The 20828-nt window shown below is 32.5% G+C and carries 28 protein-coding genes and 1 riboswitch; of the genes, 12 read left to right on the top strand and 16 right to left on the bottom strand.

The features are described from left to right. The first annotated feature begins 5 nt into the window (after window positions 1-5). Window positions 6-218, top strand: coding sequence for a helix-turn-helix domain-containing protein (locus ACMGE6_RS08100; protein ID WP_414047022.1), 213 nt, complete (start codon window positions 6-8; stop codon window positions 216-218). A 16-nt stretch (window positions 219-234) separates the two neighbouring features. Here the strand turns inward: ACMGE6_RS08100 and ACMGE6_RS08095 are convergent, their stop codons facing one another. Both ACMGE6_RS08095 and ACMGE6_RS08090 read right to left on the bottom strand, forming a co-directional pair. Beyond that, entirely contained in the window at window positions 235-1029 is a 795-nt protein-coding gene (locus ACMGE6_RS08095; protein ID WP_414053393.1) for a thermonuclease family protein, read from the bottom strand. A gap of 174 nt (window positions 1030-1203) precedes the next feature. Continuing rightward, window positions 1204-2331, bottom strand: a complete 1128-nt coding sequence (locus tag ACMGE6_RS08090) for a hypothetical protein (RefSeq protein WP_414053392.1) — start codon at window positions 2329-2331, stop codon at window positions 1204-1206. 206 nt (window positions 2332-2537) lie between these two features. On the opposite strand from ACMGE6_RS08090, the gene ACMGE6_RS08085 reads away from it, so the two are divergent. Continuing rightward, a complete protein-coding gene (locus ACMGE6_RS08085) occupies window positions 2538-2705 on the top strand; it encodes a VraH family peptide resistance protein (protein WP_414053391.1) in 168 nt (55 codons plus the stop codon). A 53-nt stretch (window positions 2706-2758) separates the two neighbouring features. Here the strand turns inward: ACMGE6_RS08085 and ACMGE6_RS08080 are convergent, their stop codons facing one another. Beyond that, complete coding sequence (locus tag ACMGE6_RS08080; RefSeq protein ID WP_414053390.1) at window positions 2759-3061, bottom strand: excalibur calcium-binding domain-containing protein; 303 nt, start codon at window positions 3059-3061, stop codon at window positions 2759-2761. A 164-nt stretch (window positions 3062-3225) separates the two neighbouring features. Here ACMGE6_RS08080 and ACMGE6_RS08075 point away from each other — a divergent pair, with 164 nt between their 5' ends. Beyond that, window positions 3226-3360, top strand: coding sequence for a hypothetical protein (locus ACMGE6_RS08075; RefSeq protein ID WP_414053389.1), 135 nt, complete (start codon window positions 3226-3228; stop codon window positions 3358-3360). 311 nt (window positions 3361-3671) lie between these two features. Here ACMGE6_RS08075 and ACMGE6_RS08070 read toward each other — a convergent pair whose 3' ends face one another. Together ACMGE6_RS08070 and ACMGE6_RS08065 are read right to left on the bottom strand one after the other, a co-directional pair. After that, window positions 3672-3872, bottom strand: a complete 201-nt coding sequence (locus ACMGE6_RS08070; protein WP_414045980.1) for a hypothetical protein — start codon at window positions 3870-3872, stop codon at window positions 3672-3674. Between the two features lie 20 nt (window positions 3873-3892). Next, window positions 3893-4069 carry a hypothetical protein gene (locus ACMGE6_RS08065; RefSeq protein ID WP_414045979.1) on the bottom strand — a complete coding sequence of 59 codons (177 nt, stop codon included), beginning with the start codon at window positions 4067-4069 and terminating at the stop codon, window positions 3893-3895. A 255-nt stretch (window positions 4070-4324) separates the two neighbouring features. Here ACMGE6_RS08065 and ACMGE6_RS08060 point away from each other — a divergent pair, with 255 nt between their 5' ends. Both ACMGE6_RS08060 and ACMGE6_RS08055 read left to right on the top strand, forming a co-directional pair. Further along, the gene (locus tag ACMGE6_RS08060) at window positions 4325-4903 is read left to right on the top strand and encodes a TetR/AcrR family transcriptional regulator (protein WP_414053388.1); all 579 of its coding nucleotides are present in this window, start codon (window positions 4325-4327) and stop codon (window positions 4901-4903) included. Window positions 4904-4908: 5 nt separating this feature from the next. Beyond that, window positions 4909-5454, top strand: a complete 546-nt coding sequence (locus ACMGE6_RS08055) for a hypothetical protein (protein WP_414053387.1) — start codon at window positions 4909-4911, stop codon at window positions 5452-5454. 73 nt (window positions 5455-5527) lie between these two features. Here ACMGE6_RS08055 and ACMGE6_RS08050 read toward each other — a convergent pair whose 3' ends face one another. Both ACMGE6_RS08050 and ACMGE6_RS08045 read right to left on the bottom strand, forming a co-directional pair. Beyond that, window positions 5528-6181: a zf-HC2 domain-containing protein gene (locus tag ACMGE6_RS08050; RefSeq protein WP_414053386.1), complete on the bottom strand. Its 654-nt coding sequence runs from the start codon at window positions 6179-6181 to the stop codon at window positions 5528-5530. Further along, a complete protein-coding gene (locus tag ACMGE6_RS08045; protein ID WP_414053385.1) occupies window positions 6171-6668 on the bottom strand; it encodes an RNA polymerase sigma factor in 498 nt (165 codons plus the stop codon). The genes ACMGE6_RS08050 and ACMGE6_RS08045 overlap by 11 nt, the downstream gene beginning before the upstream one ends. A 241-nt stretch (window positions 6669-6909) precedes the next feature. Between ACMGE6_RS08045 and ACMGE6_RS08040 the strand changes: the two genes are divergently transcribed. Then, complete coding sequence (locus ACMGE6_RS08040; protein WP_414053384.1) at window positions 6910-7128, top strand: hypothetical protein; 219 nt, start codon at window positions 6910-6912, stop codon at window positions 7126-7128. Between the two features lie 159 nt (window positions 7129-7287). Here ACMGE6_RS08040 and ACMGE6_RS08035 read toward each other — a convergent pair whose 3' ends face one another. After that, entirely contained in the window at window positions 7288-8850 is a 1563-nt protein-coding gene (locus tag ACMGE6_RS08035; RefSeq protein ID WP_414053383.1) for a hypothetical protein, read from the bottom strand. A gap of 247 nt (window positions 8851-9097) precedes the next feature. After that, a riboswitch (SAM riboswitch) is annotated at window positions 9098-9199 on the top strand. 73 nt (window positions 9200-9272) lie between these two features. Between ACMGE6_RS08035 and ACMGE6_RS08030 the strand changes: the two genes are divergently transcribed. Next, window positions 9273-9482 carry a hypothetical protein gene (locus ACMGE6_RS08030; RefSeq protein ID WP_414053382.1) on the top strand — a complete coding sequence of 70 codons (210 nt, stop codon included), beginning with the start codon at window positions 9273-9275 and terminating at the stop codon, window positions 9480-9482. An 84-nt stretch (window positions 9483-9566) separates the two neighbouring features. Here ACMGE6_RS08030 and ACMGE6_RS08025 read toward each other — a convergent pair whose 3' ends face one another. The 4 genes from ACMGE6_RS08025 to ACMGE6_RS08010 all read right to left on the bottom strand — a co-directional run bounded on the left by ACMGE6_RS08025 (window position 9567) and on the right by ACMGE6_RS08010 (window position 13357). Beyond that, window positions 9567-10982, bottom strand: coding sequence for a sucrose-specific PTS transporter subunit IIBC (locus ACMGE6_RS08025; RefSeq protein WP_414053381.1), 1416 nt, complete (start codon window positions 10980-10982; stop codon window positions 9567-9569). After that, window positions 10982-11929: a carbohydrate kinase family protein gene (locus ACMGE6_RS08020; protein WP_414053380.1), complete on the bottom strand. Its 948-nt coding sequence runs from the start codon at window positions 11927-11929 to the stop codon at window positions 10982-10984. Before ACMGE6_RS08020 ends, ACMGE6_RS08025 begins: the two co-directional genes overlap by 1 nt. Window positions 11930-12052: 123 nt before the next feature. Continuing rightward, complete coding sequence (locus tag ACMGE6_RS08015) at window positions 12053-13024, bottom strand: LacI family DNA-binding transcriptional regulator (RefSeq protein ID WP_414053379.1); 972 nt, start codon at window positions 13022-13024, stop codon at window positions 12053-12055. Between the two features lie 90 nt (window positions 13025-13114). After that, complete coding sequence (locus ACMGE6_RS08010) at window positions 13115-13357, bottom strand: hypothetical protein (RefSeq protein ID WP_414053378.1); 243 nt, start codon at window positions 13355-13357, stop codon at window positions 13115-13117. A 272-nt stretch (window positions 13358-13629) separates the two neighbouring features. Between ACMGE6_RS08010 and ACMGE6_RS08005 the strand changes: the two genes are divergently transcribed. After that, entirely contained in the window at window positions 13630-13854 is a 225-nt protein-coding gene (locus tag ACMGE6_RS08005) for a helix-turn-helix domain-containing protein (protein ID WP_414053377.1), read from the top strand. 38 nt (window positions 13855-13892) lie between these two features. Here ACMGE6_RS08005 and ACMGE6_RS08000 read toward each other — a convergent pair whose 3' ends face one another. Next, the gene (locus ACMGE6_RS08000; RefSeq protein WP_414053376.1) at window positions 13893-14300 is read right to left on the bottom strand and encodes a very short patch repair endonuclease; all 408 of its coding nucleotides are present in this window, start codon (window positions 14298-14300) and stop codon (window positions 13893-13895) included. Between the two features lie 179 nt (window positions 14301-14479). On the opposite strand from ACMGE6_RS08000, the gene dcm reads away from it, so the two are divergent. The 4 genes from dcm (at window position 14480) to ACMGE6_RS07980 (ending at window position 18845) form a co-directional block, all read left to right on the top strand. Further along, window positions 14480-15718: a DNA (cytosine-5-)-methyltransferase gene (gene dcm / locus ACMGE6_RS07995; protein ID WP_414053375.1), complete on the top strand. Its 1239-nt coding sequence runs from the start codon at window positions 14480-14482 to the stop codon at window positions 15716-15718. Window positions 15719-15790: 72 nt separating this feature from the next. Continuing rightward, window positions 15791-16201: a hypothetical protein gene (locus ACMGE6_RS07990; RefSeq protein ID WP_414053374.1), complete on the top strand. Its 411-nt coding sequence runs from the start codon at window positions 15791-15793 to the stop codon at window positions 16199-16201. A gap of 275 nt (window positions 16202-16476) precedes the next feature. Continuing rightward, complete coding sequence (locus tag ACMGE6_RS07985; protein WP_414053373.1) at window positions 16477-17865, top strand: Sau3AI family type II restriction endonuclease; 1389 nt, start codon at window positions 16477-16479, stop codon at window positions 17863-17865. Then, on the top strand, window positions 17862-18845 hold the full coding sequence (locus ACMGE6_RS07980; protein ID WP_414053372.1) for a DUF3427 domain-containing protein: 984 nt from the start codon (window positions 17862-17864) through the stop codon (window positions 18843-18845). Before ACMGE6_RS07985 ends, ACMGE6_RS07980 begins: the two co-directional genes overlap by 4 nt. Window positions 18846-18895: 50 nt before the next feature. On the opposite strand, the gene ACMGE6_RS07975 is transcribed toward ACMGE6_RS07980, so the two are convergent. The 3 genes from ACMGE6_RS07975 to ACMGE6_RS07965 all read right to left on the bottom strand — a co-directional run bounded on the left by ACMGE6_RS07975 (window position 18896) and on the right by ACMGE6_RS07965 (window position 20812). Then, the gene (locus ACMGE6_RS07975; RefSeq protein WP_414053371.1) at window positions 18896-19165 is read right to left on the bottom strand and encodes an FmdB family zinc ribbon protein; all 270 of its coding nucleotides are present in this window, start codon (window positions 19163-19165) and stop codon (window positions 18896-18898) included. Next, on the bottom strand, window positions 19165-20352 hold the full coding sequence (gene fmdA, locus ACMGE6_RS07970; RefSeq protein WP_414053370.1) for a formamidase: 1188 nt from the start codon (window positions 20350-20352) through the stop codon (window positions 19165-19167). The genes ACMGE6_RS07975 and fmdA overlap by 1 nt, the downstream gene beginning before the upstream one ends. Window positions 20353-20425: 73 nt before the next feature. Continuing rightward, entirely contained in the window at window positions 20426-20812 is a 387-nt protein-coding gene (locus ACMGE6_RS07965; protein ID WP_414053369.1) for a hypothetical protein, read from the bottom strand. Window positions 20813-20828 lie beyond the last annotated feature (16 nt).

The following is a 20828-nucleotide window of genomic DNA, read 5'->3' as shown; positions in this document are numbered from 1 at the left end:
TCAACATGATAAAAATAAAACTAGATGAAATACTTAAGGAACGTGACGTTTCACTCACTGAGCTTTCAAAAGCAGTTGATGTGACCATTGCTAATCTTTCAATCTTAAAAACAGGTAAAGCAAAGGCCGTACGCTTTAGTACACTTGAAGCTATTTGCGATTACTTAGATTGTCAGCCAGGAGATATCATCGTCAATGAAAAAAAGGCCTCCGAATAATTCGGGGCCTTCTTCTCTAGTTATTTACCATCCAGCTTTGATACTGAACGCCTGTTGCTTCGCATCCCATACGGTCACGGTCACGATCAAACTTCGGTTGATAAGAAATATGACTGTCTTTAATACCATAAGGGTAGTATTGTCTCACTTCTGTACAATTGGCAAGCACTCTTGGTGCACCGTTTCTATAACGAGATGTAGGATAACCTGCACGTGATGGTGTTGGTGATTTCTTCACATTACTCGTATTTGAAACAAGTGTTGTAGCATTTGAAATACTTCCTGTTGTACCTTTATAAATAAATCCTTCTCCATAAGGATTAACAAATCCTTTAATTGACCAGATTTTATAATGCTTCTGTTTCGCGTTATTCTCAGCCTGTTTTAAGATATTTAAGTAATATTTCTGATTATAAATATAACCAACGCGGGCATACCCGTAGCGAACCATCTCCTGATTCACAAATTTCCCGTTAGCATATAAATATACTAGATGACGGCCATACTTATCCAGCTTTCCACCATTGTCATATTGAATCTGTAATCTACCATAGCGCATATAGTTATCTAGAAACTTCGCCGCTTCTTTCGCATATGGTTGTACAGGTTTACGAGGAGCTTTCGATTCGGGTGTGTCGATTAACAGTAATCGAATCTTGATTGTTTTGTTGTTTAGTTTAACGTATGCCGTGTCGCCATCTACTACTGATACAAATTTGACATTGTACTTTGCTGAAATGGCTTGTGATTGATTTGTTGGTAATAAGAATACTACAAAAATCATTGCCATAAATGTTTTTAACAGCTTCATAATATTTCCTCCAATGAAATAATCTACTCACTTCATTATATTAAAATTATTTACAATTGGAATATATTATTTACGAATATTTAAAACAATTTATGACAACTAAAAAAAATAAAAAATCACTGGTTTAATACAACCAGCGATTAATCATCATTTACTTCATTAAAAAATCATCTATTAAATATTAACCCCTAAAAGATGGATCTCTTGAACAATGCCCTCATCATCAAAATCTACTCTAACCACAAAACCATTCGTTTTATCGTTATCATAGAAAATACTATTTTTCTTTCGGACATCAACCTTACTCTTCCATCCTTTAATTAAATCATCGATATGAACATGTTGATCGCCAACAACCATTTTAATCCCGTACACGCTATCTCCAAGCATCTCAAATCCGAAATTACCGTATTCACGATTACCATTGTTATCCGTATAATCTCCAAGAGGTGTAAAATCTACTTTACTATCCGCCAAACCGATACCGTTAATCTCAAATGCAGCCGTACATACTTCATATGCAAAATCAAAGTTCGTAATATCCGGGAAGTTATAATAAGCTACCCCATCACGCATTTCAACATTAGTATCTTTAATATCACTATTTTGTACAGACTCTTCTGTTGATTCAGGAATACTAGATTTAAAGTTCTCACCAATAATAGCGATACTATTAATTCCCACAGTCGGCCCCATTTCAGGATAAACCTCTACATAATAACCATTATTTTTATTGCCATCAAACCTCATATATTCACTCATCGTATTTTCTGACTTTACTCTCCATATTTTTTCAAGATAAGGATCCAAATCAAGGTTGCGTGTATTCAAAAGAATTCTAAAAATCTTACCATCCTTAACTGCTACTTCAAAATTGTCATAAGCGTAATTTGTTCCAAGAAACTCATTTTCCGTTACTTCCCTTACCTTGCCAAGCTTATCAATTAAATCTCCTGCATCATCTCCAGCATGATAACCCATAATGTTAAATTCATTTGATAAAATATGTTTACCATATTCAAAAGTATCAATTTTAGGATATTTATAATGCGCAATACCGTTTACCTTTGTGATGTTGGTATTCGTCTGGTGAGATGTTTTGGTATTATTTCCATCTTGTGAGGACGTTTCATTTTTATTCTCATTCTCGTTTTGCTTACTTGTAGTAGGACTTTCTTTTTCCCCGTTATTACTACTTACGATTTTCGAAGCACCTGTATTTTGTTTATCGACTTCACTGCATCCACTTAATATCAAAGAAAGACTGGTCAATGTAATTAAAATTCGTATACTTTTCTTCATAATAATTATCTCCTATGATAATATTTGTAATTTATTTAATATTATTATAATAAAATATAGTACTAATTACACGATTTATTTATTTTTACTGTATCGTCTTAATGGATATATAGGTAATTAATGAAGTACAAAACTTCTATACAAAATTGTAATATTTTATAAAATATGTTTATAATTAATCATATTAAGTGAAGGAGCTTTTACATATGACAATCAAGGAATTCATTAATACTTTACTGAACAAAAAATGGACAATAGAAGATTTAATGTTTCTCTTCTTATCAAGCTGTGTGGCTAGCGTTGTTGTTACTCCACTATTTGCATTACCAGTTGGACTAGTGATTTATTATTACTTCTTTATTGATGAAGAATAAAATAGAAATAAATCAAAAATAAAAAGCCCTGCATTTGCAGAGCTCATCATTATCTAGTTGTTCGCCATCCATGATTTAAAGACCATGTCTTTTGCTTCACAGGCCATTTTATCTTTATCACGATCTAAACCTTTTCTATAAGACTTATGATTGTAAGTAACACCATACGGATAGTATTTGTTTAAATCTTTACATTTAGCAAACTTTAACGGTGCTCCTTTTTTGTATTTAGAAGTTGGGTATCCTGCTTTTGTTGCTGCTTTCACAATTTGAGTGTCATGCTCGTTATCCATATGTGCAACTGGTAAGGCGATTGATAATAAAGCGATTGACGTTAATACTTTCATCGATTTCATGTCTTCTTCTCCCTAATTTCAGATGATTTATTATATACTATTAATATATAACCACACTAAAATTAGGAAGTAAATATTTTATTTGAGTCATTATAATAATTTTTATTAAATATATTATTATAGTTAAAACGCGTAAAAACAATTATCTTTGAAAGGAGTTTATAATGAATAAAATCGTCCAAAACCCTCGTTCAATGGAAATCTTAGAGATTCTATTTAACAAAGCATTACCTCTTAATAAGAAAATAGAAAAAATCATTGCTCTTACCATTAAGAAGCAAAATAACAATAAAATATAAATGAAAGAAGCAGCCATGTTTTTACATGACTGCTTTTGCTATCGATATCTTCTATGCCAACCCCACCTTCTGAAGTTTCTCTGCTCAAAATCTTCTATTTCTTCTTCTAAAATAGTAAGTACAATACATAATGGTATTACTATAAAAGTATGAGGTATTGGAATAAAGATATTAAATATTTCAATATCACGAATAGTATAATCAAACACAATACACATTACTAAATGTAAAGCAGTTATTAAAACAACTGCTTTAAGTATTAGTGATATTACTTTTAAAGTTTTAATATTAATAAAATTCATGCCCTTAAATTATCTCGTTTCTTTATTTCGGTTCTCCAGATATTGCGCTAAGTTCTTAAAGAACATCGGTGATCCGTAAAATATACAGATTGCTGCAAACAATCCTTGCGTGCTGAGTACACTGATTTGGTGTGATAGTGAATATACTGCGATAACTAAACCTGTAATTATCAGTAATGCACCTAATATAACTGATTGTAATGGTTTCATTTTTCTAATCTCCTCATGTGTTATTTCTTTATCCCACTTGATAATCCTTTAAAAAACATCGTTAAGCCGGTAAAAATTAAAAGCAATGCAACAAGACCGTATATGCTAATTAAACCAATTCCTTTACCATCAATAAATCCGCCAATTGCAAAGCCTGTCATCGCTAATATAAATCCCAGTATTGTTAAACGATTCATTATTTTCACGCTCCCAACTTACCATCATTATACAATATCTGTAGGTGTTTATCTCTGTAATTATGTTGAATTACGCAAGTTCTAAGAATTTAAAACTCCTTATTTATCAGCGCATCTCTAACATACCTTAGCTATGTTCTATCCTACTATTTTTTTATAATTTTGCTTTCATAGTTATTAAAAATTTAGCTTTTTTAACACGCATGTATTAAAATAAAAATTAATTAATACAGCTGTATTAAAAAGGAGGTAAAAATGCCAAAAATAATTGACCATGACGAAAAGAAACAAGAAATATTAACCATTGCTTATGAGAACATTCAGAAACAAGGTAAACAAGGTACTTCCGTTAGAAGTATTGCAAGTAATGCGAACATGACCCCTGGTCAAATACGTTATTACTTTCCTAACCAAACACAATTGCTTCAAGAAGTATTAAACATGTTAAGTAAACATATTGAAGAACAAATCTTTTCACTATTATCAAATAATGCACTACCAATTCAAGAGCGCATTGTACAATCGATTCTCTTAACAATGCCACTTGATGAGCAAAGAAGAGCAGATATGATTGTATGGCTTGCTGTACAAGAATCGAATGCACAAAGTAATGAACATACAATGGCCGATGACATTTATCGACTCGTTGCAGCTTCATTTGAGCAACTCGATCATCATAACATGATAAAGAAAAGTATTAATAAAGAAAAAGCAATTACTAAGTTACATGCATTAATTGACGGATTAGCATTACATAAGTTGTATAACGAAAGTCTAGATAATAAATTAATAGAAACAATCATAGCAGAAGAAATTCAATTTTGGATGGAGTGATTATTATGAATATCATTATTACTGTAATTATTGCCGCTGAGATTCTATTTTGGGTGTTTATTGTACTAGGTTTATTTGCTAGATATATATTCCATAAACCAACCTTAAGTAAGATACTACTTTCAAGTACAATCGTCGTAGATTTATTCCTATTAATTATTACAACAATACATCTATATAACGGAGGCAATGCTGAAATCGCACATGGTATCGCAGCAGTATATATTGCGGTATCTGTTACGTTTGGTAAACAAATGATTGGCTGGCTTGATGAGAAGTTTCAAACACTACTACTCAATAAACAACCGCTTCCTAAAAAACATGGTAAAGACTATGCAGTGCATTACTTAAAATCTTTCATTAGACATATCATCGCGTTCATTATTGCATTTATGCTCATCACGTTCATGCAGATGATTGCAAATAACGAATCCGCAAATGTGCTTAGCCAAATTACAAACACATGGCAAGTTGTACTATTCATTGATCTGATCATCACGATATCGTACTTCCTATGGCCAAAGAAAGCAAAACAAGTGAAACAAATATAGAATAAATTAAAAAAGACCTACACTAGTATATTGCACAATACTAATGTAGGTCTTTGATTATTAATTCTTTATATCACTTATCCACTTTAATCAAATCCTTCAATTTATATTCTATTCTTTTATCTTTAAATCTTAGAACTATTACATCTTTATCATCAATTTTTTCTTCTTTATTTTCACTATTAATAATCGTGTTATTATCAATAAATCTCGTGTTTATATTAAATCCTTCACTCAATATAGGTAAATCTTTAAATCCTTTACGTGATTCGTAAATAATATATTCTCTTTTTCCTTTCGACTTAACATAAAACTCTTCACTTGGCAGTGCATAATGTCCTGAATTTTTCGCTTTAATGTGTATTCTCGCTACATTCCCTTTCACTACTTTACTGATTTCAACATCCGTACTTTTCGTGATCCATTGTGTGCTGTATAGGTATGTATATAACCCAAACAACAATACAGCAACAAATGATGTTCCAAGGATTGCCCAAATAATTTTTCTTGTATTACTTTTCTTAACTTTCTTAAATGCATCGAATTCACGTACTTCATTATTGTTTATTACTTCATTCATTTCTGCACTTTCTTCTTTCATCATTAAATAAAATGCACGGCACGATTCACATTGATTCATATGTTCTTCCATTAACATATTGGTTTCTTCACTTGTTAAACCATCTATATAATTTGGTAATAAATCCTGGAATATACTATGATTCATTTTGATTCACCTCTATCAATTTTTGTTTTATTCGAAAGTAAGTTACTCTCGCCCAGTTCTCTGTCTTTCCGTACACAACACCAATTTCATGAAACGTTAATTCTTTTTCTATTCTAAGTAAGACAATATCTTTCTCCACAGGCTTTAACTGATTGATTGAATGATACAAATCACCCAACTGCTCTTTCAAAATATAGTTATCTTCTAAATTTTCAGTACGGTGATTGATGGTACTTGATAATTTATCAATCAAATGATTCTGTCTATTATGCTTATACATGGATTGTTTTGCTATGTTTAATGCGATTTGACATAACCAGGAGCTTAGCTTTGTATTCTTCGTATGATCAAATTTATCGATTGATTTAATCGCTTGATAAAAAGTTTCTTGTGTCAGTTCCTCAGCTAAATCTTTATTTCTTAAATACTTTAATAAGAACTTAAAAATAAAATCTCTATGTTCGATATATATTTCATTCTCATCCATGATTAACCTCCTTTCTTACTTATTATTCAAAGTTCTTTTCAATTCGTTACACTTTATATTAAAGTTTTTATAATTCCTCTATTTCTTTACAATTTTCCTAACCACCTATAAAATCACATTAATATCCTTAGGAGTTGTTACTATGAACGGCTTTTATCTTTTCGCTATATTATGTATAAACTTTCTGTTTGCCTATTTCATGCCAGGACCAAATTCAGATACTATCCATGATCTATTCTGAATGAACTTATTTGCATCATTCTTCTTGCACGAGGAATCTAAGAAACAAGTAATACAGAACAATGATTGCTATCGTTACATCATCATCCATACTATTTACAGTATCATTGCGATTCTCATCTTATCGCAAATCAATAACATCTGGACATCTGTTGGCGTCGTTATAGGATTGATGGTCATCCTTAATTTATATAGTAAGTTCTTGAAAAAGCATAATTAATATATATCAATCTCGTTTTAATATTGAATTTTCTATTGAATATGGTGAGTGCATATTTAAGCTTAACAATGAAAAATGATATATTCACTTTCAAAAATAATACCGCTAAATTTGAATATAACAATTCAAATTTAGCGGTACTTTTAATTACGATAATATTTAAATGATTACACCGAGTATGAAAATATCTTGAACAACACCATCATCATCAAAATCTACCCTTACAAGAAAACCATTCGTTTTATCGTTATCATAAAATATACTATTTTTCTTACGAATATCTACTCTACTCTTCCATGCTTTTTCCAAAGTATCAATTTGTACATTTTGATCTGCAACATGTAACTTGATACCATTCACTCTATCACCAATCATCTCAAAACCAAAATTACCATATTCATATATTACCTCATTCTCGTGATATTCACCTAAAGGCTCTAAGTCTGGCGTATCACCTAAACCAATACCATTGATTTTAAATGCTGCCGTACACACTTGATATGCAAAATCAAAGTTTGTAATGTCAGGGAAGTTGTAATAAGACGTTCCATTTCTAAAATCAATATTTGGATCATTTATTTGTGCTTCATTTGAATCGTCTGTTGAATCTGTATCTTCAATATCTGACGGAGGTGCACCTTCGCTAAATGTTCCTTCATTAAGATTAATTTCATCAATAATTTTTGAATCAATGTCATATTTAAATGTTATATAAGTACCATTATCTAAATTAAAAATTTGAAAGCTACCACCATGAAAAGCTAACTTATCACTGCTTATATTCCATTTTTCCAGCAATTCATCAATAGTCACATTTTGTGAAGATAAATCTAATATATCAATTTGATTTACAGGATAATTTGGTGTTTTACCAGTACCTGATTTTAAATGAAGAATAAAATTATCATAAACCGCCAATCCTTCTCCACTCTCAGCTTCAATAGGTTTCAAATCGTTATATGGGTCTTTATTTGTTGATTTTAATAAACCAAAACCATCTATATTAAAAGTATTCTCTTTAATACTATCAGCAAATGATTTAGATAATAAATCTGGTACGTTATAATGAGAAACACCATTTACTTCTGTAATCGACTTATCACCATCATCTTTATATGTTTTACCTTGTGATTCAACAAATATTTTTACCATGTTTTCTTTTGAAACAAATTCAATAATGCCATGGCTAAAGAACCCATAATATGTTGTCCCGTTAATTTCATATGTATTTGAACCAATACTACCGTGATTAAATGGATTAAATTCTGAATATGGCCCCCATGCTTTATCAAACTTTTCTACAGGCGTAGCTTCTTTGTTCTGTATGAATACATACTTTACTCGTGAGTCTTCTTTAATATCACTCTTCTTTTTTACACCCTCAAACACTAAAATAAAATTATTAAAATAAAATCTAAAACCACCGAAGTCAGGCATTTCTTCTATACTATATTGAGTTGGTTTTCCCAATCGCTTTTTCACATCTGCATAAGTCATTCCTGGCTCAATTCCTCTAAAGCCTTTACCTTTATCTTTTGTAAATTCCTCAACAAATGATTTACTACTTATATCAAAATTATCGGACTTCACTTTTTTTACTGGTGTACTACTCTGCTTTGATTCATTAACAATCTGGCTGGATCCTTTTTCTGAATGTTTATCATTACTTCCACATGCTACTAACAATATAGAAGTAGATAAAACTAGAGCTAATTTTTTCATTTCAACTTCTCCTCTATAGATCTAGATATACAGTATCTAAATATTGTAATTTGTTATACTATTTTTTCTTAAATACCAATTTTTATTTTTCTTTACATATTAATTTTATTATATCGAGAGTAATTTATCACTAAAATCTTCATATTATAGTTTAAGATTAATATTACAAAAAATTATTACAATCTCGTAACACATTTAAATATTTGAAATTCCTATGTTATAATAAATTTACAAAAAAATAGCTCGTATCTTATTTAGAGTAGGTGGAGGGACTTGGCCCTATGAAACCTCAGCAACAGGCTTATGCACTGTGCTAATTCCAACAAGATGTAATCTTGAAAGATAAGAAGTTCTTTATTAAGCTCTTCTTTCTTTAAGATGAGCTTATTTTTATTGTAAAAAACTTTAAAGGAGTGTTTTCAATGAGAACGAGAGCAGATGTATTATCAGAATTAATTGAGGTGCAAATGAAGAAGCCAACAAACTGGGCTTCTAGTGTAGGAAGAGCAGGTAGAATATCTCAGCTAAAGGCAGAATTAAATGCTTTTGATACTGGCGTTACCCCAGCTGATGCAATTCAGCAAAGAAGTAATGGCAAAAAAATGCATCGAGTTTTGCGTAGATGGTTTTAAAATTAGGGTTGAATCACGCTAAGATCTATAAAATAAAGCCTGTCTTGTGAGTCACAAGACAGGCTTTATTTTATTAATCATTTATTATTTTTGCTTTAATTCTTCTGCCATTTTATCGCTATAGCCAAAGAACCATGTCATTGTAAATCCTACTGCAAATGATACAGCTAATACGATTAAGTAAAACGGTAACTGTCCGATATCTTTGATGAATAATAACATCCCAGGTAATACAGTAATCGCCATACCTGATGCTTTTAGATGGAATAATGATGCTAAGAATCCACCAACAGCTCCTCCAATTAATCCACATACGAATGGTTTGAAGTAACGTAAGTTAACACCAAAGATTGCTGGTTCAGTAATCCCTAAAAATGCTGAGAATGCTGATGGTAAGGCTAATGCTTTAAGCTTAGTATTACGTGTCTTTAATCCAACTGCTACAGTCGCTGCACCTTGAGCGGTCATCGCTGCTGAGATAATCGGGTTAAACTCATTGTATTTGAACTCTTCTAATAATTGAATTTCCATAAAGTTAAAGATGTGATGCACACCCGTTACAACGATAATTTGCTGGAAGAAACCAATCAGTAAACCTGCGATACCATACGGTAAATCAAGAACCCATTTCGTTCCTGTAAGAATTACTGTCTCAAGACCATGGAATACCGGACCAATGACAAAGAGTCCTAAGGTAATCATTACAAGTAACGTTACGAATGGAGTAACAATTAAATCAATAGCATCTGGTACTCTCTTTCTTAAGAACTTTTCAAATTTCGCTCCGATTAATCCGACGAAGAATGCAGGAAGGACTGATCCTTGATAACCTACGACCGGGATAAATCCGAAGAACTTCAATGCTTCAGCTGTCCCGTTCCCTACTGCGTATGCATTAGGTAAGGCCGGGTTTACAAGCATTAATCCAAGGACGATTCCTAGAACAGGACTCCCGCCAAATACTTTAAATGCACTCCATGCAACTAATGCTGGTAAGAAGGCAAAGGCTGTATCAGTAAGCACTTGCGTGAATAAGATAAAGTTTGGAGATATATCTTTTGGTGTCATGCCCATCCATGCAAGGATCTGTTCGTTCATTAATACACCACGTAACCCCATGAATAAACCTGTAGCGACAAGTACCGGAATAATAGGTACAAATACATCACCGAAAATACGAATGGCACGTTGGAAGGCGTTTCCTTGTTTTTTACCTTCAGACTTCACTTCAGCAGTCGATTTCCCCGTAACCCCTAAGCTTGTTACCGCCTCATAGATCTTGTTTACTGTGCCTGTACCGAAGATAATTTGATATTGTCCTGAGTTATAGAATGCCCCTTTTACTTTCTCAATATCTTCAACCTGTTCCTGATTAACCTTCTCTTTATCATGTACCATAATACGAAGACGTGTCGCACAGTGTGCAATTGAAGCAATATTTTCTTGTCCCCCTACTGCATCCAGTACTTCCTGAGCAATCTGTTTGTCTGTTTTAGCCATTACTTTTCCTCCTTTAATTGTTGAATCATTGTCATGTCCGGTAAGCTTTGAATCGCACCTTTTTTCGTCGTCGTTAACGCACCAACCGCATTACTAAATGCTAGTATTGCTTGTGCTTCCTGTTGGATATACTCCGTGGCATAGTTACCTAGTAACTGATAAATGGTAGCACCGATAAATGCATCACCAGCACCTGTTGTATCCTGTACTTCAACTTTATATCCATCATGACGCCCAATACAACCGTCCTTCGTATAGATTGAAGCACCATTGGCACCTTCTGTATAAATCACAACTTCAGTGTGACCGGTGAATAAATCTTGAATAGATGCTGTGTCTGTTGAACCTGTGATAAACGCAAGCTCCTCATCTGAAATCTTCACGATATGCGCAAGCGGCAGAAATTCAAGGACAGTTGCTTTCAGTTCAGCTTCTGATGGCCATAATGGAAATCTTAAATTTGGATCAAATATCACCGTACCACCTGCTGCATGCATCTGATCAATCACTTTAATATGCGTCTCTTTCATTGGTGAAGGAATTAAATCAACCGAACAAAAGTGAAGAATATCATCTGTACTAAATGTTACTTCAACACCATCCATCAACATATCTGCTGAAGGCTTACGGTAGAACGCAAAGTCACGTTCACCATCTTCAGTTAAGCTGACGAAAGCAAGACCCGTGTTCGCTTCATCTGTAATTTGAATATATGATGTATCAACACCCGCTTCATTTAAAGTATCTACAATTAAGTCACCAAACGCATCATTACCGAGTTGCGTAAGTAGTGCAGATGATTTACCGAGCTTTGCGACACAACTTGCAACATTTGCCGGTGCTCCTCCTACTTGAGTTTCAAATGAACCCACATGCTTTAAGGCAACACCTTTAGTATGCGGAATAAAATCTATCAATGCCTCACCAATTGCATATAATTTCGCCATATGACGCCTACTTTCTACTAAAAATTTTGAAAATCCATAAACTCCAATCAAATTGGAACCGGTTCCAATCAATCCTAAAAAAAAGTAAAACACTTCTTAAGTAGCATTTTACTCTTCGACATATTAAATGTCAACGCTTTCTTTTTCAATAATTGTAAAACTCATACGTTGTAAAATCGGTACACTTTCTCCGTCTAAAAGCTTAATTAATGACTCTGCAGCGCACTTACCTGTCTCAGGATACGGATAAGCAACCGTTGTAATCATCGGTGTCACAATAGAAGTTGTCTCGTAACCACCAAATCCACTAATCGAAAGCTCTGAGGGCACCTGAATCCCTAAATCAAATGCCGCTTTCAAGACACCAAGGGCGATATTATCTGTGGCACATATGCAAGCGTCATACTCACCTATAAAATCTTTCGCAAAATCCTTTGCATCAGATAACTTAAAAGAAGTCGTATAGCACGTTGCAGTCTTATCATACCGCTTCAACCCATCCAGTACCCCTAACTTACGCTCAACACCAACCGCCAGATCATACTCCCCGACGCCAAGATAAGCAATACGATTCATCCTTAACCTTCCGAAATACTCACCAATCTCAAACCCTGCCTGGTAATCATTTTGGACAATCGAATGAATCCCGTCATGCGACTGACCGACAAGAATAACCGGTGTATCAATCGACGCAATCGCCTGTAAATGTGCATCCGTTACCTCAGTCGCTAACAATAATATCCCGTCTACCTTATTCTTAGCCAGTGAATATAATGCACTAATCTCACGCTCTGAATCCAGATCCGTATTCACAATCATCGTCTGATAATTCAATTGTCTTAAATAAGTCTCGACACCCAGTAACGTTTCATTGGATGCATATGAATTAAGCCTTGGTACAATAACGCCAATCATCTGCGTACGCTTCGCCTTTAAACTCTGAGCAAACTGATTCGGCGCATAACCCGTCTCCTTAACCACCCTGTCAATCTTATCTCGCGTCGCCTGACTAATCGAACCTCCATTTAAATACCTGGAAACCGTACTCTTCGACACACCAGCCATCTTCGCTATATCATGAATATTCACAGACACTTCACCTCATGATAATAATAGCATAGAAGTGAATAGTTATTGGAACTAATAAAACTATAAAATAAAAAGACTGCCTAAGCAGCCTTTCCATCAATAACTCATTTGATTAATATATGCAGTCATAAAGAGTCGCCCCTTTTTAGTTACTTCAATACGAAGATGTGGTTCAAATATTCGTTTATCTAATAAGACATTGAACTTGAATTCCACTAATCCCATCTCGAGTAAGATGTAGATGATGTCGTCGTCTTTAAAGTAACCGTAATAGTCTGCATCCGGATGTTCTTGAATTGTTTCTAACACATTATGTATTTGTTCAAGCTCAAAATCCATGGTGTCACCTCCTTGATGTGAGATGACTTAATTTTATTATGAATTTTCAAGAGCTATTATTTTATTTCTAATTTGAAAATTTTTGTTAATAAACATTTATCTTTTGATATAATTATTTAGTAAGAGATTGAGAAATCTAGTATCCTTTAGCACTTAAAACTCTTTATTATAATATAAAATTCATATAATTTGTGGGTATTTTCTAACTTCGAAAATACCCACTTTTATTTTTTATTCTTTGTTATTTTCACTAAAAAGTGAAGGTGAAAATAATGACAAATGAAGAGATTGCAGCAGCGATTAGATGGCATAGAGAGAATTTAGGTATTAAAAGCCAGGACGTTGCATCAAAAATGTTTCTATCTAAATCTGCTTATTCCAATATAGAAAAAGGTGAAAAAGCTATTACAGCAGTAGAACTATGTAAAATAGCTAATATTTTTAATATGTCACTAGATGAATTAATTAGGATACCGAGCAGACGAAATCGCCAGTAAAGGTTTTAGGCATAAATTTAATAGAAATAACAGATTTGCTAGGACTCATTAATAATCATTTCATATAGATCATCCAAAGTCTCTTCTCTATCGTTTTTCTTTAATCCACACTCCCAAACGACTATTACACGAATCCCCATTTCATTTAAAGCTTCTATGTTTCTTTCATCTCTTGAAACATTGTTATTAAATTTTCTCTCCCAAAATTCTTGATTCGTTTTAGGCATAACAAAGAGTTCGCAATTGTGAACATGCCAGAAACACCCATTAACAAATATCGCTGTATTATATTTAGGGATATAAATATCAGGCGAGCCAGGTAATCTTTTGTCATTTTTTCTATATCTAATTCCTTTTGAGAATAAAAATTTACGAACAATCTCTTCAGGTTTACTTTTTTTAAATGAATTACCTTTCATCGATTTATTGATTTTCTTATCCTCCATCTTTGCACACCACACTTTTATATTTTAAATACCCTTATTTCTAAGAAATAATAGCAATTCCCTTTACAACACGAACGATCGTTCGGTATAATACTGTTAAGTACCAGTGTAAAATACACTATTTTGGATCAACGTATACTTTGTTATAATATAAGAATTGTTTATAAGGAGGGTTCCCATTGGAAAAGATAAAAGTAGCTGAAATGTTTGCCGGGGTCGGTGGTTTCCGTATCGGTTTGGAAAATACAAATAATAAAATGTTTGATATAACTTGGGCAAATCAATGGGAACCTTCAAGAAAAGTACAGCATGCCTTCGATTGTTATTCAAAGAATTTTGATACAGGCGTACATAGTAATGAAGATATTACACAAGTTTCTAATTCGGAACTTGCAGCTACAAATGTTGATATGATTGTTGGTGGGTTTCCATGCCAAGATTATTCAGTTGCAAGATCTCTAAACGGTGAATTGGGAATGCAAGGTAAAAAAGGTGTGCTTTTTTGGGAGATTACGCGCTTCATTCAAAACGTAGCTCCTAAATATATATTGTTAGAAAATGTTGATAGATTGCTTAAATCCCCTTCAAAACAAAGAGGAAGAGACTTTGGCGTTATGTTATCGACACTTAACGAACTTGGTTATGATGTTGAATGGCGTGTTATCAATGCTGCTGATTATGGAAATGCACAAAGAAGACGCCGTGTCTTCATTTTTGGATACCGTCGTGAAACTAATTATGCAAAATCCATTTATAAAAAATCACAAGAACAAATTGTTTTTAAAGATGGATTTTTTGCAAAATCATTCCCTATCACAAAAGAAATTGTAAAAAATCGAGTTGAAACAACTGAACTTTCTTCTGATATCGTAAATGTATCAGACAACTTTAGTTTTACTTTCCATCCGTCTGGATATATGAAAGAAGGTAAAGTATATACTGCTCATACAATTCCTAAATATGAGACTCCGATTACTCTTGGGGAAATATTAGAAAAAGATATTCAAGATAATTATTACTTATCACCAGAAAAAGTTGAGAAATTTAAATATTTAAGAGGACCAAAAAAAATTAAAAGAACATCTGCTGATGGACATACCTACTACTATAGTGAAGGTGGGATGTCTGAAAGTGATGTACTAGATTTACCTGCAAGAACCATGTTAACAAGTGAGTCTTCAGTTAACAGATCAACACATTTTATTAAAGATGGCGAGAGATATAGAACCCTTACCCCTATCGAAGCTGAACGCTTAAATGGTTTTCCTGATAATTGGACAGAAGGAATGCCAGAGAAAATGAGATTCTTCTGTATGGGAAATGCTTTAGTTGTGCCACTAATAACACGCATGGGTAATGAAATCGAAAGAATTGAAAAAGAATATCCTGATGAATTAACACAACTTAATCTATTTTAGTCTACTCGAATTGAGTAGACTTTTTTATTTACAAATTTTATACTTATTGTAAAAAGTAATTGAGGTGTCTAAATGAAAAGTACATTTAATGCAGATCTCATTGTCGAACAAGAAGTGATAAAGTATTTGGATGCATATATCTATCCGATACTGTCACAAGAATACGGTTTAGAATTTAAACGTGTATATGAAACAGATTTACAACATAAAGGAATAGATATAGTAGGTACACATAAATTATTTAATCAAAAATTAAATATAGATGAAAAAGCTGCAACTCATTACTTTAATAATGACCTCAATAAAACTGGACTTAGAACTTTTGCATTAGAATTAGGATATATCAATAGCAATAAATCCCATCGTGATGGATGGTTGTTTAATAGCAAGCATTCAGAGACAGATGCTTATCTATTTAAATGGGGATGGACAATCCCTGAAGTTGAAAATTGGAAAGATATTAAATTTGAAAATATCATTTAAATAGAAAGTGTTTTAGTTCTAAAAAAGGACTTATTAAGATATCTAGACAGGAACTATGATTTCAATAAATCTAACTATAATGATTACATTAGTGAATATAATGCAACCAATCGTAATTCCAGATTTTATATTAAAGAAAGTTCTGGGCCGTACATATTACAATCATCAAAGAATAGCTATGCAGAAGTTCCAACCAATTTAATATTCCCTAAAGAGGAATTAATAAAAATATCAAAAAAACATATTATACATCTTAAAGATAAAGGATAGTTTACATGGAAAAATTTGAATATTCAAGTGCACGTGAACTTATTTCTTATGCTAAAGAAGCTGAGGGTAAGTATTTATATGAAATTGATAAAAAGGATATGTTAAAAAACACAAATGTTAAGGGATCTGTGGGTCACATCATTGAAGCAAGCTACTTTGGATATGATATTAATTCTAATGCAGAACCAGATTTTGCTGATGTTGGAATAGAATTAAAAGCAACAGGCATCACTAAAATGAAGTCAGGTAAATTAAAAGCTAAAGAAAGATTAGTGTTAAATATAATTAATTACATGAAAGAATATCAATTAGATTTCTATCATTCAAGTTTTTGGATGAAAAATCAAAAACTATTATTATTCTTTTATGAGTATAAAAAGAATAAAGACAATAAAATGGATCGTGACAATACTCAGATTATTAAAGTGGAATTATTTGAATTTCCCGAAGAAGATTTAGAAATTATTAAATCTGATTGGAAAATTATCCATGATAAAATTATTAAAGGAGAAGCACACCTACTTTCAGAGGGAGATACCTTAATTCTTGGAGCTTGTACAAAAGGTGCTACCGCTGCTAAATCTTTAAGAGAACAACCTTTCAGTGAAATTAAAGCTAAACAACGTGCATTCTCTATAAAACAAGGCTATATGACTTCTCTAGTTCGAAAGTATATTACTAATGAACATTTAGAATCTATCACTACTTCTAGAGAAATTACTCAAAAATCTTTAGAACAAGTACTTGAAGAAAAATTTTCACCTTATTTCGGAATGGCAGATTACGAGATTGCTAAAAAACTTAATATCAAACTCTCAAAAGGAAAATCTAAAGTACCTCATTTGGTCAGCCATATGTTAGGTATTAAAGGAAATGATTTAAGTAAAATCGAAGAATTCGAGAAATTTAATATTAAATTTAAAACAATAACTCTAAATAAAAATGGATATCCAAAAGAACATATGTCATTTGAACAGATAAACTTTCATCATTATCTTAAAACAAGTTGGGAAGATAGTAACCTGAAAGAAAAGTTTGAATCTACTAAGTGGTTGTTCATAGTATTTATAGAAAATGAAAGTAAAGAAAAAATATTCCATAGTATAAAACTATGGAATATGCCAGCTGAAGACATCAATACACATCTTAAAAGATTTTATCAAGATACTCGAAATATACTTCAAAATGGAGTTATATTAACACCAGTCAAACGTGGAATAAGCAATAACTTACCTGGTGCTAACGATAATCCAATTTGCCACATTAGACCAAAAGCCAGAGATGGGGCTGATCAATATGAATTACCAGATGGTCAATTGATTACTAAGCAATGTTTTTGGTTGAATAGAGAGTATATATTTAATGTAATTAAAAACAAGGAGCTAATTTTATGAAGATATTAGAACTAAATGAAGTTTATACCAGAGAAGAAGTAAGTATGATATTTAATGACCATAATAATTATTCACGAGGAGCCGGGAGTTGGGGATTACACGGAATTGTAAGATTGAAAGATAATCCATCTAACTTTGTTTTTTTCGTAACCATCAATAATAATATACATAAATCTATTTATGACGAACAAATATCAAACGATGGTATATTAACATGGCATTCACAAAATAGCATGACTTTAGACAACGCAAGAATTCAAGATTTTATTAATCATGATTCTGACAAAAACAATATTCATTTATTTTTTAGAAAATCAAAAAAAGACAATTTTACGTATATGGGAAAATTAGCATACATTACTCATGATTCAACTAGAGAAAAACCTGTACATTTTAAATGGCAAATTATTGATTGGGAAAATATAAAAAACAAGGATTTTATAAATGGATTAAATACCATAAATGAAAAATATGCAGACTATAATGAAAACACGTTGGAATTAACAAAAAGACCAGATATTCCAAAAATTAAACTAAAGAAATCATTTTTTAGTAAAATATTAGATTTTCCTGCTATCAATGAGCAGAATAAAAACTTAGGTAATGCCGGTGAGAGATTAGTAATTAAGTATATTAAGGATGATTTAATCAGAAAAGGAAAAAGTGAACTTGCAGAAAAAGTCTTTCATACTGCTAAATTTGAGGGTGACGGGGCCGGATATGATATTAAAGCCTACGATGAAGAGGGTAATGTAATTTATATTGAAGTCAAAACTACAAAAAGTGATATTTCATCACCGTTCTATATTTCTGCAAATGAAATATACTTTTCTAAAATTAATTCAGATAAATATTTTCTATATAGAATATACAAATATGATTTATCAAAGAATTCAGGGAAATTATATATATTACATGGAGATATGGCTGAAAATCTAACCTTAACACCAACTTCTTTTAAGGCTTTACCTAATAAATAGCAAAGTTTTAATTTGAAAAACCCACATTCATAAAAAATGTGGGTTTTCTCCTATACCGTCCACGACATCGGGTTCGGATTTTTATTCAGTTGTTTCACATTACTTTTGGGTAAATGCTCACGTTTAACGACTTTCGGTGTCATGCCGCTATTAATTCGCTTATACAACTTAGGATCCATATGATTAGTTCCAAATGCCTTAAATACTCTATGCGTTGTTACATTACATTCCGGACATTTATCTTCCTGTAAATTATCATTCATCGATTTCCAAACATCATATTCTCCACAATCTTTACAGTTGAACGTATATTTTGGCATTATTCATCCAACTTCGGAATAATATTTTTTGTGAATATTTCCTTTGGAATCGATAATGTACAGCATGCATTTGGTATATCTACGATTCCACCAATATTTCCTTGTACTGGTGCAGATCCAAGCAGCATATATGCTTGCTCTCCTGTGTATCCACATGTCTTTAAGAACTCAATTGCATTTAAACATGCATTTCTATATGCTGTATTCGCATCAAGATATAGCTGATCTCCAGAGAATTCATTAACTGAAATTCCTTCAAATACTAAGTATTCATTATAGTGAGGCATTACTGGTCCTGGCTGAAATGCAGGGTTTCTCTTAATTTTATATTTTTCCATGCCACCTTTAATGACATTGACTTTAAGTTCGATCCATCCTGGAATTTCAATTCCTCCACAGAATGTAATCTCCCCATCACCTTGTGAGAAATGTAAATCTCCGACTGATAATTTTGCACCTTCAACAAATACAGGGAAGTATACTCTTGAACCTTTTGAAAGATTTTTAATATCACAGTTACCTCCGTTTTCACGTGGTGGTACTGTTCTTGCTCCTTCTTTTGCTACTCGATCAAAGTCCGCGCCCTTAAGTGTGCCTAATACACATGAATCAGGATCTGGTAACTCAGCTAATGCTGGTACACGATTTGGATTTGTATCGACCAATGATTTTTCTCGTCTATTCCATTCATCTAACATTTCCTGACTAGGTGCAACGCCCATTAGTCCTGGATGAATGATGCCTGCAAACTTAACATTAGGCACATGTCTACTTGTTGCGTAGATTCCTTCAAAGTCCCAAATTGATTTCGCTGCTTTCGGATAATGGTCCACTAAGAAGCTTCCACCATTTTCTTTTGCGAATATCCCATTAAATCCCCATTCATGTGCACTGAATGTTCCGATATCCAAAATATCTACTACTAGTAAATCCCCTGGCTCTACGCCATTCACATAAACCGGACCACTTAAAACATGAACACGTTTTAAATTAACTTTTTCAATGTCAGATGGATCGTCATTATTCTTAATTTGACCATCCGTCCAGTCAAGACATTCCATTTTAAATACTTCACCAGGATCTACAGAAAAGGCCGCCGGGATATCAGGATGCCAACGATTATGCCCTGGATGTTTTTGTTCATGCATTTTTTTCGTTAAGTCAATCTCAAAAATCTTTTTAGTCATAATGATCCCCCCTGAATTAATAATTTACTATTACACTCTTAGTGTATTATTAAATTCAGAAAATTTCAAATATTTATTGATTATTATTTTTATGCAGTTGATTTAACCATCTATTCCACTCCACACAAACCATCTCATCTTCTTTTAGATCGATGAGATGTTCTTTTCTAAACTCTTCTAAATCTAATTTAAAACGTTTGTTTACTTTAAGTGGTGTGCCTTCTGCGCTTAATCCATAAGCTATTTCTAATACGATATAGTCATGATGCTTATTATGTGCGACATGTTCATGCAATTCTTCATAGACTTTTGTAAGCATTTCTTTACTTGGATTGTAGTCTAGTATGTATTGCACCTTACACTTCGATCCTTCAAACTTTTCATCCATTTCTACTTTCGCTTGTTCCAAATACCCGCTTTCAATTTCAACATTTGATGCTATAAAGTGATAATGTGTCATATTTCCTCCTACAAAA

Source organism: Macrococcus equi (assembly GCF_047426745.1).
Classification (GTDB): Bacteria; Bacillota; Bacilli; order Staphylococcales; family Staphylococcaceae; genus Macrococcoides; species Macrococcoides equi.
This window is presented reverse-complemented; position numbering and strand designations above follow the sequence as displayed.

Excerpts from the sequence above, each read along its gene's own strand:
- ACMGE6_RS08100 (WP_414047022.1), top strand. The coding sequence starts at position 6 with ATGATAAAAATAAAACTAGATGAAATACTTAAGGAACGTGACGTTTCA.
- ACMGE6_RS08095 (WP_414053393.1), bottom strand. The coding sequence starts at position 1,029 with ATGAAGCTGTTAAAAACATTTATGGCAATGATTTTTGTAGTATTCTTA.
- ACMGE6_RS08090 (WP_414053392.1), bottom strand. The coding sequence starts at position 2,331 with ATGAAGAAAAGTATACGAATTTTAATTACATTGACCAGTCTTTCTTTG.
- ACMGE6_RS08085 (WP_414053391.1), top strand. The coding sequence starts at position 2,538 with ATGACAATCAAGGAATTCATTAATACTTTACTGAACAAAAAATGGACA.
- ACMGE6_RS08080 (WP_414053390.1), bottom strand. The coding sequence starts at position 3,061 with ATGAAATCGATGAAAGTATTAACGTCAATCGCTTTATTATCAATCGCC.
- ACMGE6_RS08075 (WP_414053389.1), top strand. The coding sequence starts at position 3,226 with ATGAATAAAATCGTCCAAAACCCTCGTTCAATGGAAATCTTAGAGATT.
- ACMGE6_RS08070 (WP_414045980.1), bottom strand. The coding sequence starts at position 3,872 with ATGAAACCATTACAATCAGTTATATTAGGTGCATTACTGATAATTACA.
- ACMGE6_RS08065 (WP_414045979.1), bottom strand. The coding sequence starts at position 4,069 with ATGAATCGTTTAACAATACTGGGATTTATATTAGCGATGACAGGCTTT.
- ACMGE6_RS08060 (WP_414053388.1), top strand. The coding sequence starts at position 4,325 with ATGCCAAAAATAATTGACCATGACGAAAAGAAACAAGAAATATTAACC.
- ACMGE6_RS08055 (WP_414053387.1), top strand. The coding sequence starts at position 4,909 with ATGAATATCATTATTACTGTAATTATTGCCGCTGAGATTCTATTTTGG.
- ACMGE6_RS08050 (WP_414053386.1), bottom strand. The coding sequence starts at position 6,181 with ATGAATCATAGTATATTCCAGGATTTATTACCAAATTATATAGATGGT.
- ACMGE6_RS08045 (WP_414053385.1), bottom strand. The coding sequence starts at position 6,668 with ATGGATGAGAATGAAATATATATCGAACATAGAGATTTTATTTTTAAG.
- ACMGE6_RS08040 (WP_414053384.1), top strand. The coding sequence starts at position 6,910 with ATGAACTTATTTGCATCATTCTTCTTGCACGAGGAATCTAAGAAACAA.
- ACMGE6_RS08035 (WP_414053383.1), bottom strand. The coding sequence starts at position 8,850 with ATGAAAAAATTAGCTCTAGTTTTATCTACTTCTATATTGTTAGTAGCA.
- ACMGE6_RS08030 (WP_414053382.1), top strand. The coding sequence starts at position 9,273 with ATGAGAACGAGAGCAGATGTATTATCAGAATTAATTGAGGTGCAAATG.
- ACMGE6_RS08025 (WP_414053381.1), bottom strand. The coding sequence starts at position 10,982 with ATGGCTAAAACAGACAAACAGATTGCTCAGGAAGTACTGGATGCAGTA.
- ACMGE6_RS08020 (WP_414053380.1), bottom strand. The coding sequence starts at position 11,929 with ATGGCGAAATTATATGCAATTGGTGAGGCATTGATAGATTTTATTCCG.
- ACMGE6_RS08010 (WP_414053378.1), bottom strand. The coding sequence starts at position 13,357 with ATGGATTTTGAGCTTGAACAAATACATAATGTGTTAGAAACAATTCAA.
- ACMGE6_RS08005 (WP_414053377.1), top strand. The coding sequence starts at position 13,630 with ATGACAAATGAAGAGATTGCAGCAGCGATTAGATGGCATAGAGAGAAT.
- ACMGE6_RS08000 (WP_414053376.1), bottom strand. The coding sequence starts at position 14,300 with ATGGAGGATAAGAAAATCAATAAATCGATGAAAGGTAATTCATTTAAA.
- ACMGE6_RS07990 (WP_414053374.1), top strand. The coding sequence starts at position 15,791 with ATGAAAAGTACATTTAATGCAGATCTCATTGTCGAACAAGAAGTGATA.
- ACMGE6_RS07985 (WP_414053373.1), top strand. The coding sequence starts at position 16,477 with ATGGAAAAATTTGAATATTCAAGTGCACGTGAACTTATTTCTTATGCT.
- ACMGE6_RS07980 (WP_414053372.1), top strand. The coding sequence starts at position 17,862 with ATGAAGATATTAGAACTAAATGAAGTTTATACCAGAGAAGAAGTAAGT.
- ACMGE6_RS07975 (WP_414053371.1), bottom strand. The coding sequence starts at position 19,165 with ATGCCAAAATATACGTTCAACTGTAAAGATTGTGGAGAATATGATGTT.
- fmdA (WP_414053370.1), bottom strand. The coding sequence starts at position 20,352 with ATGACTAAAAAGATTTTTGAGATTGACTTAACGAAAAAAATGCATGAA.
- ACMGE6_RS07965 (WP_414053369.1), bottom strand. The coding sequence starts at position 20,812 with ATGACACATTATCACTTTATAGCATCAAATGTTGAAATTGAAAGCGGG.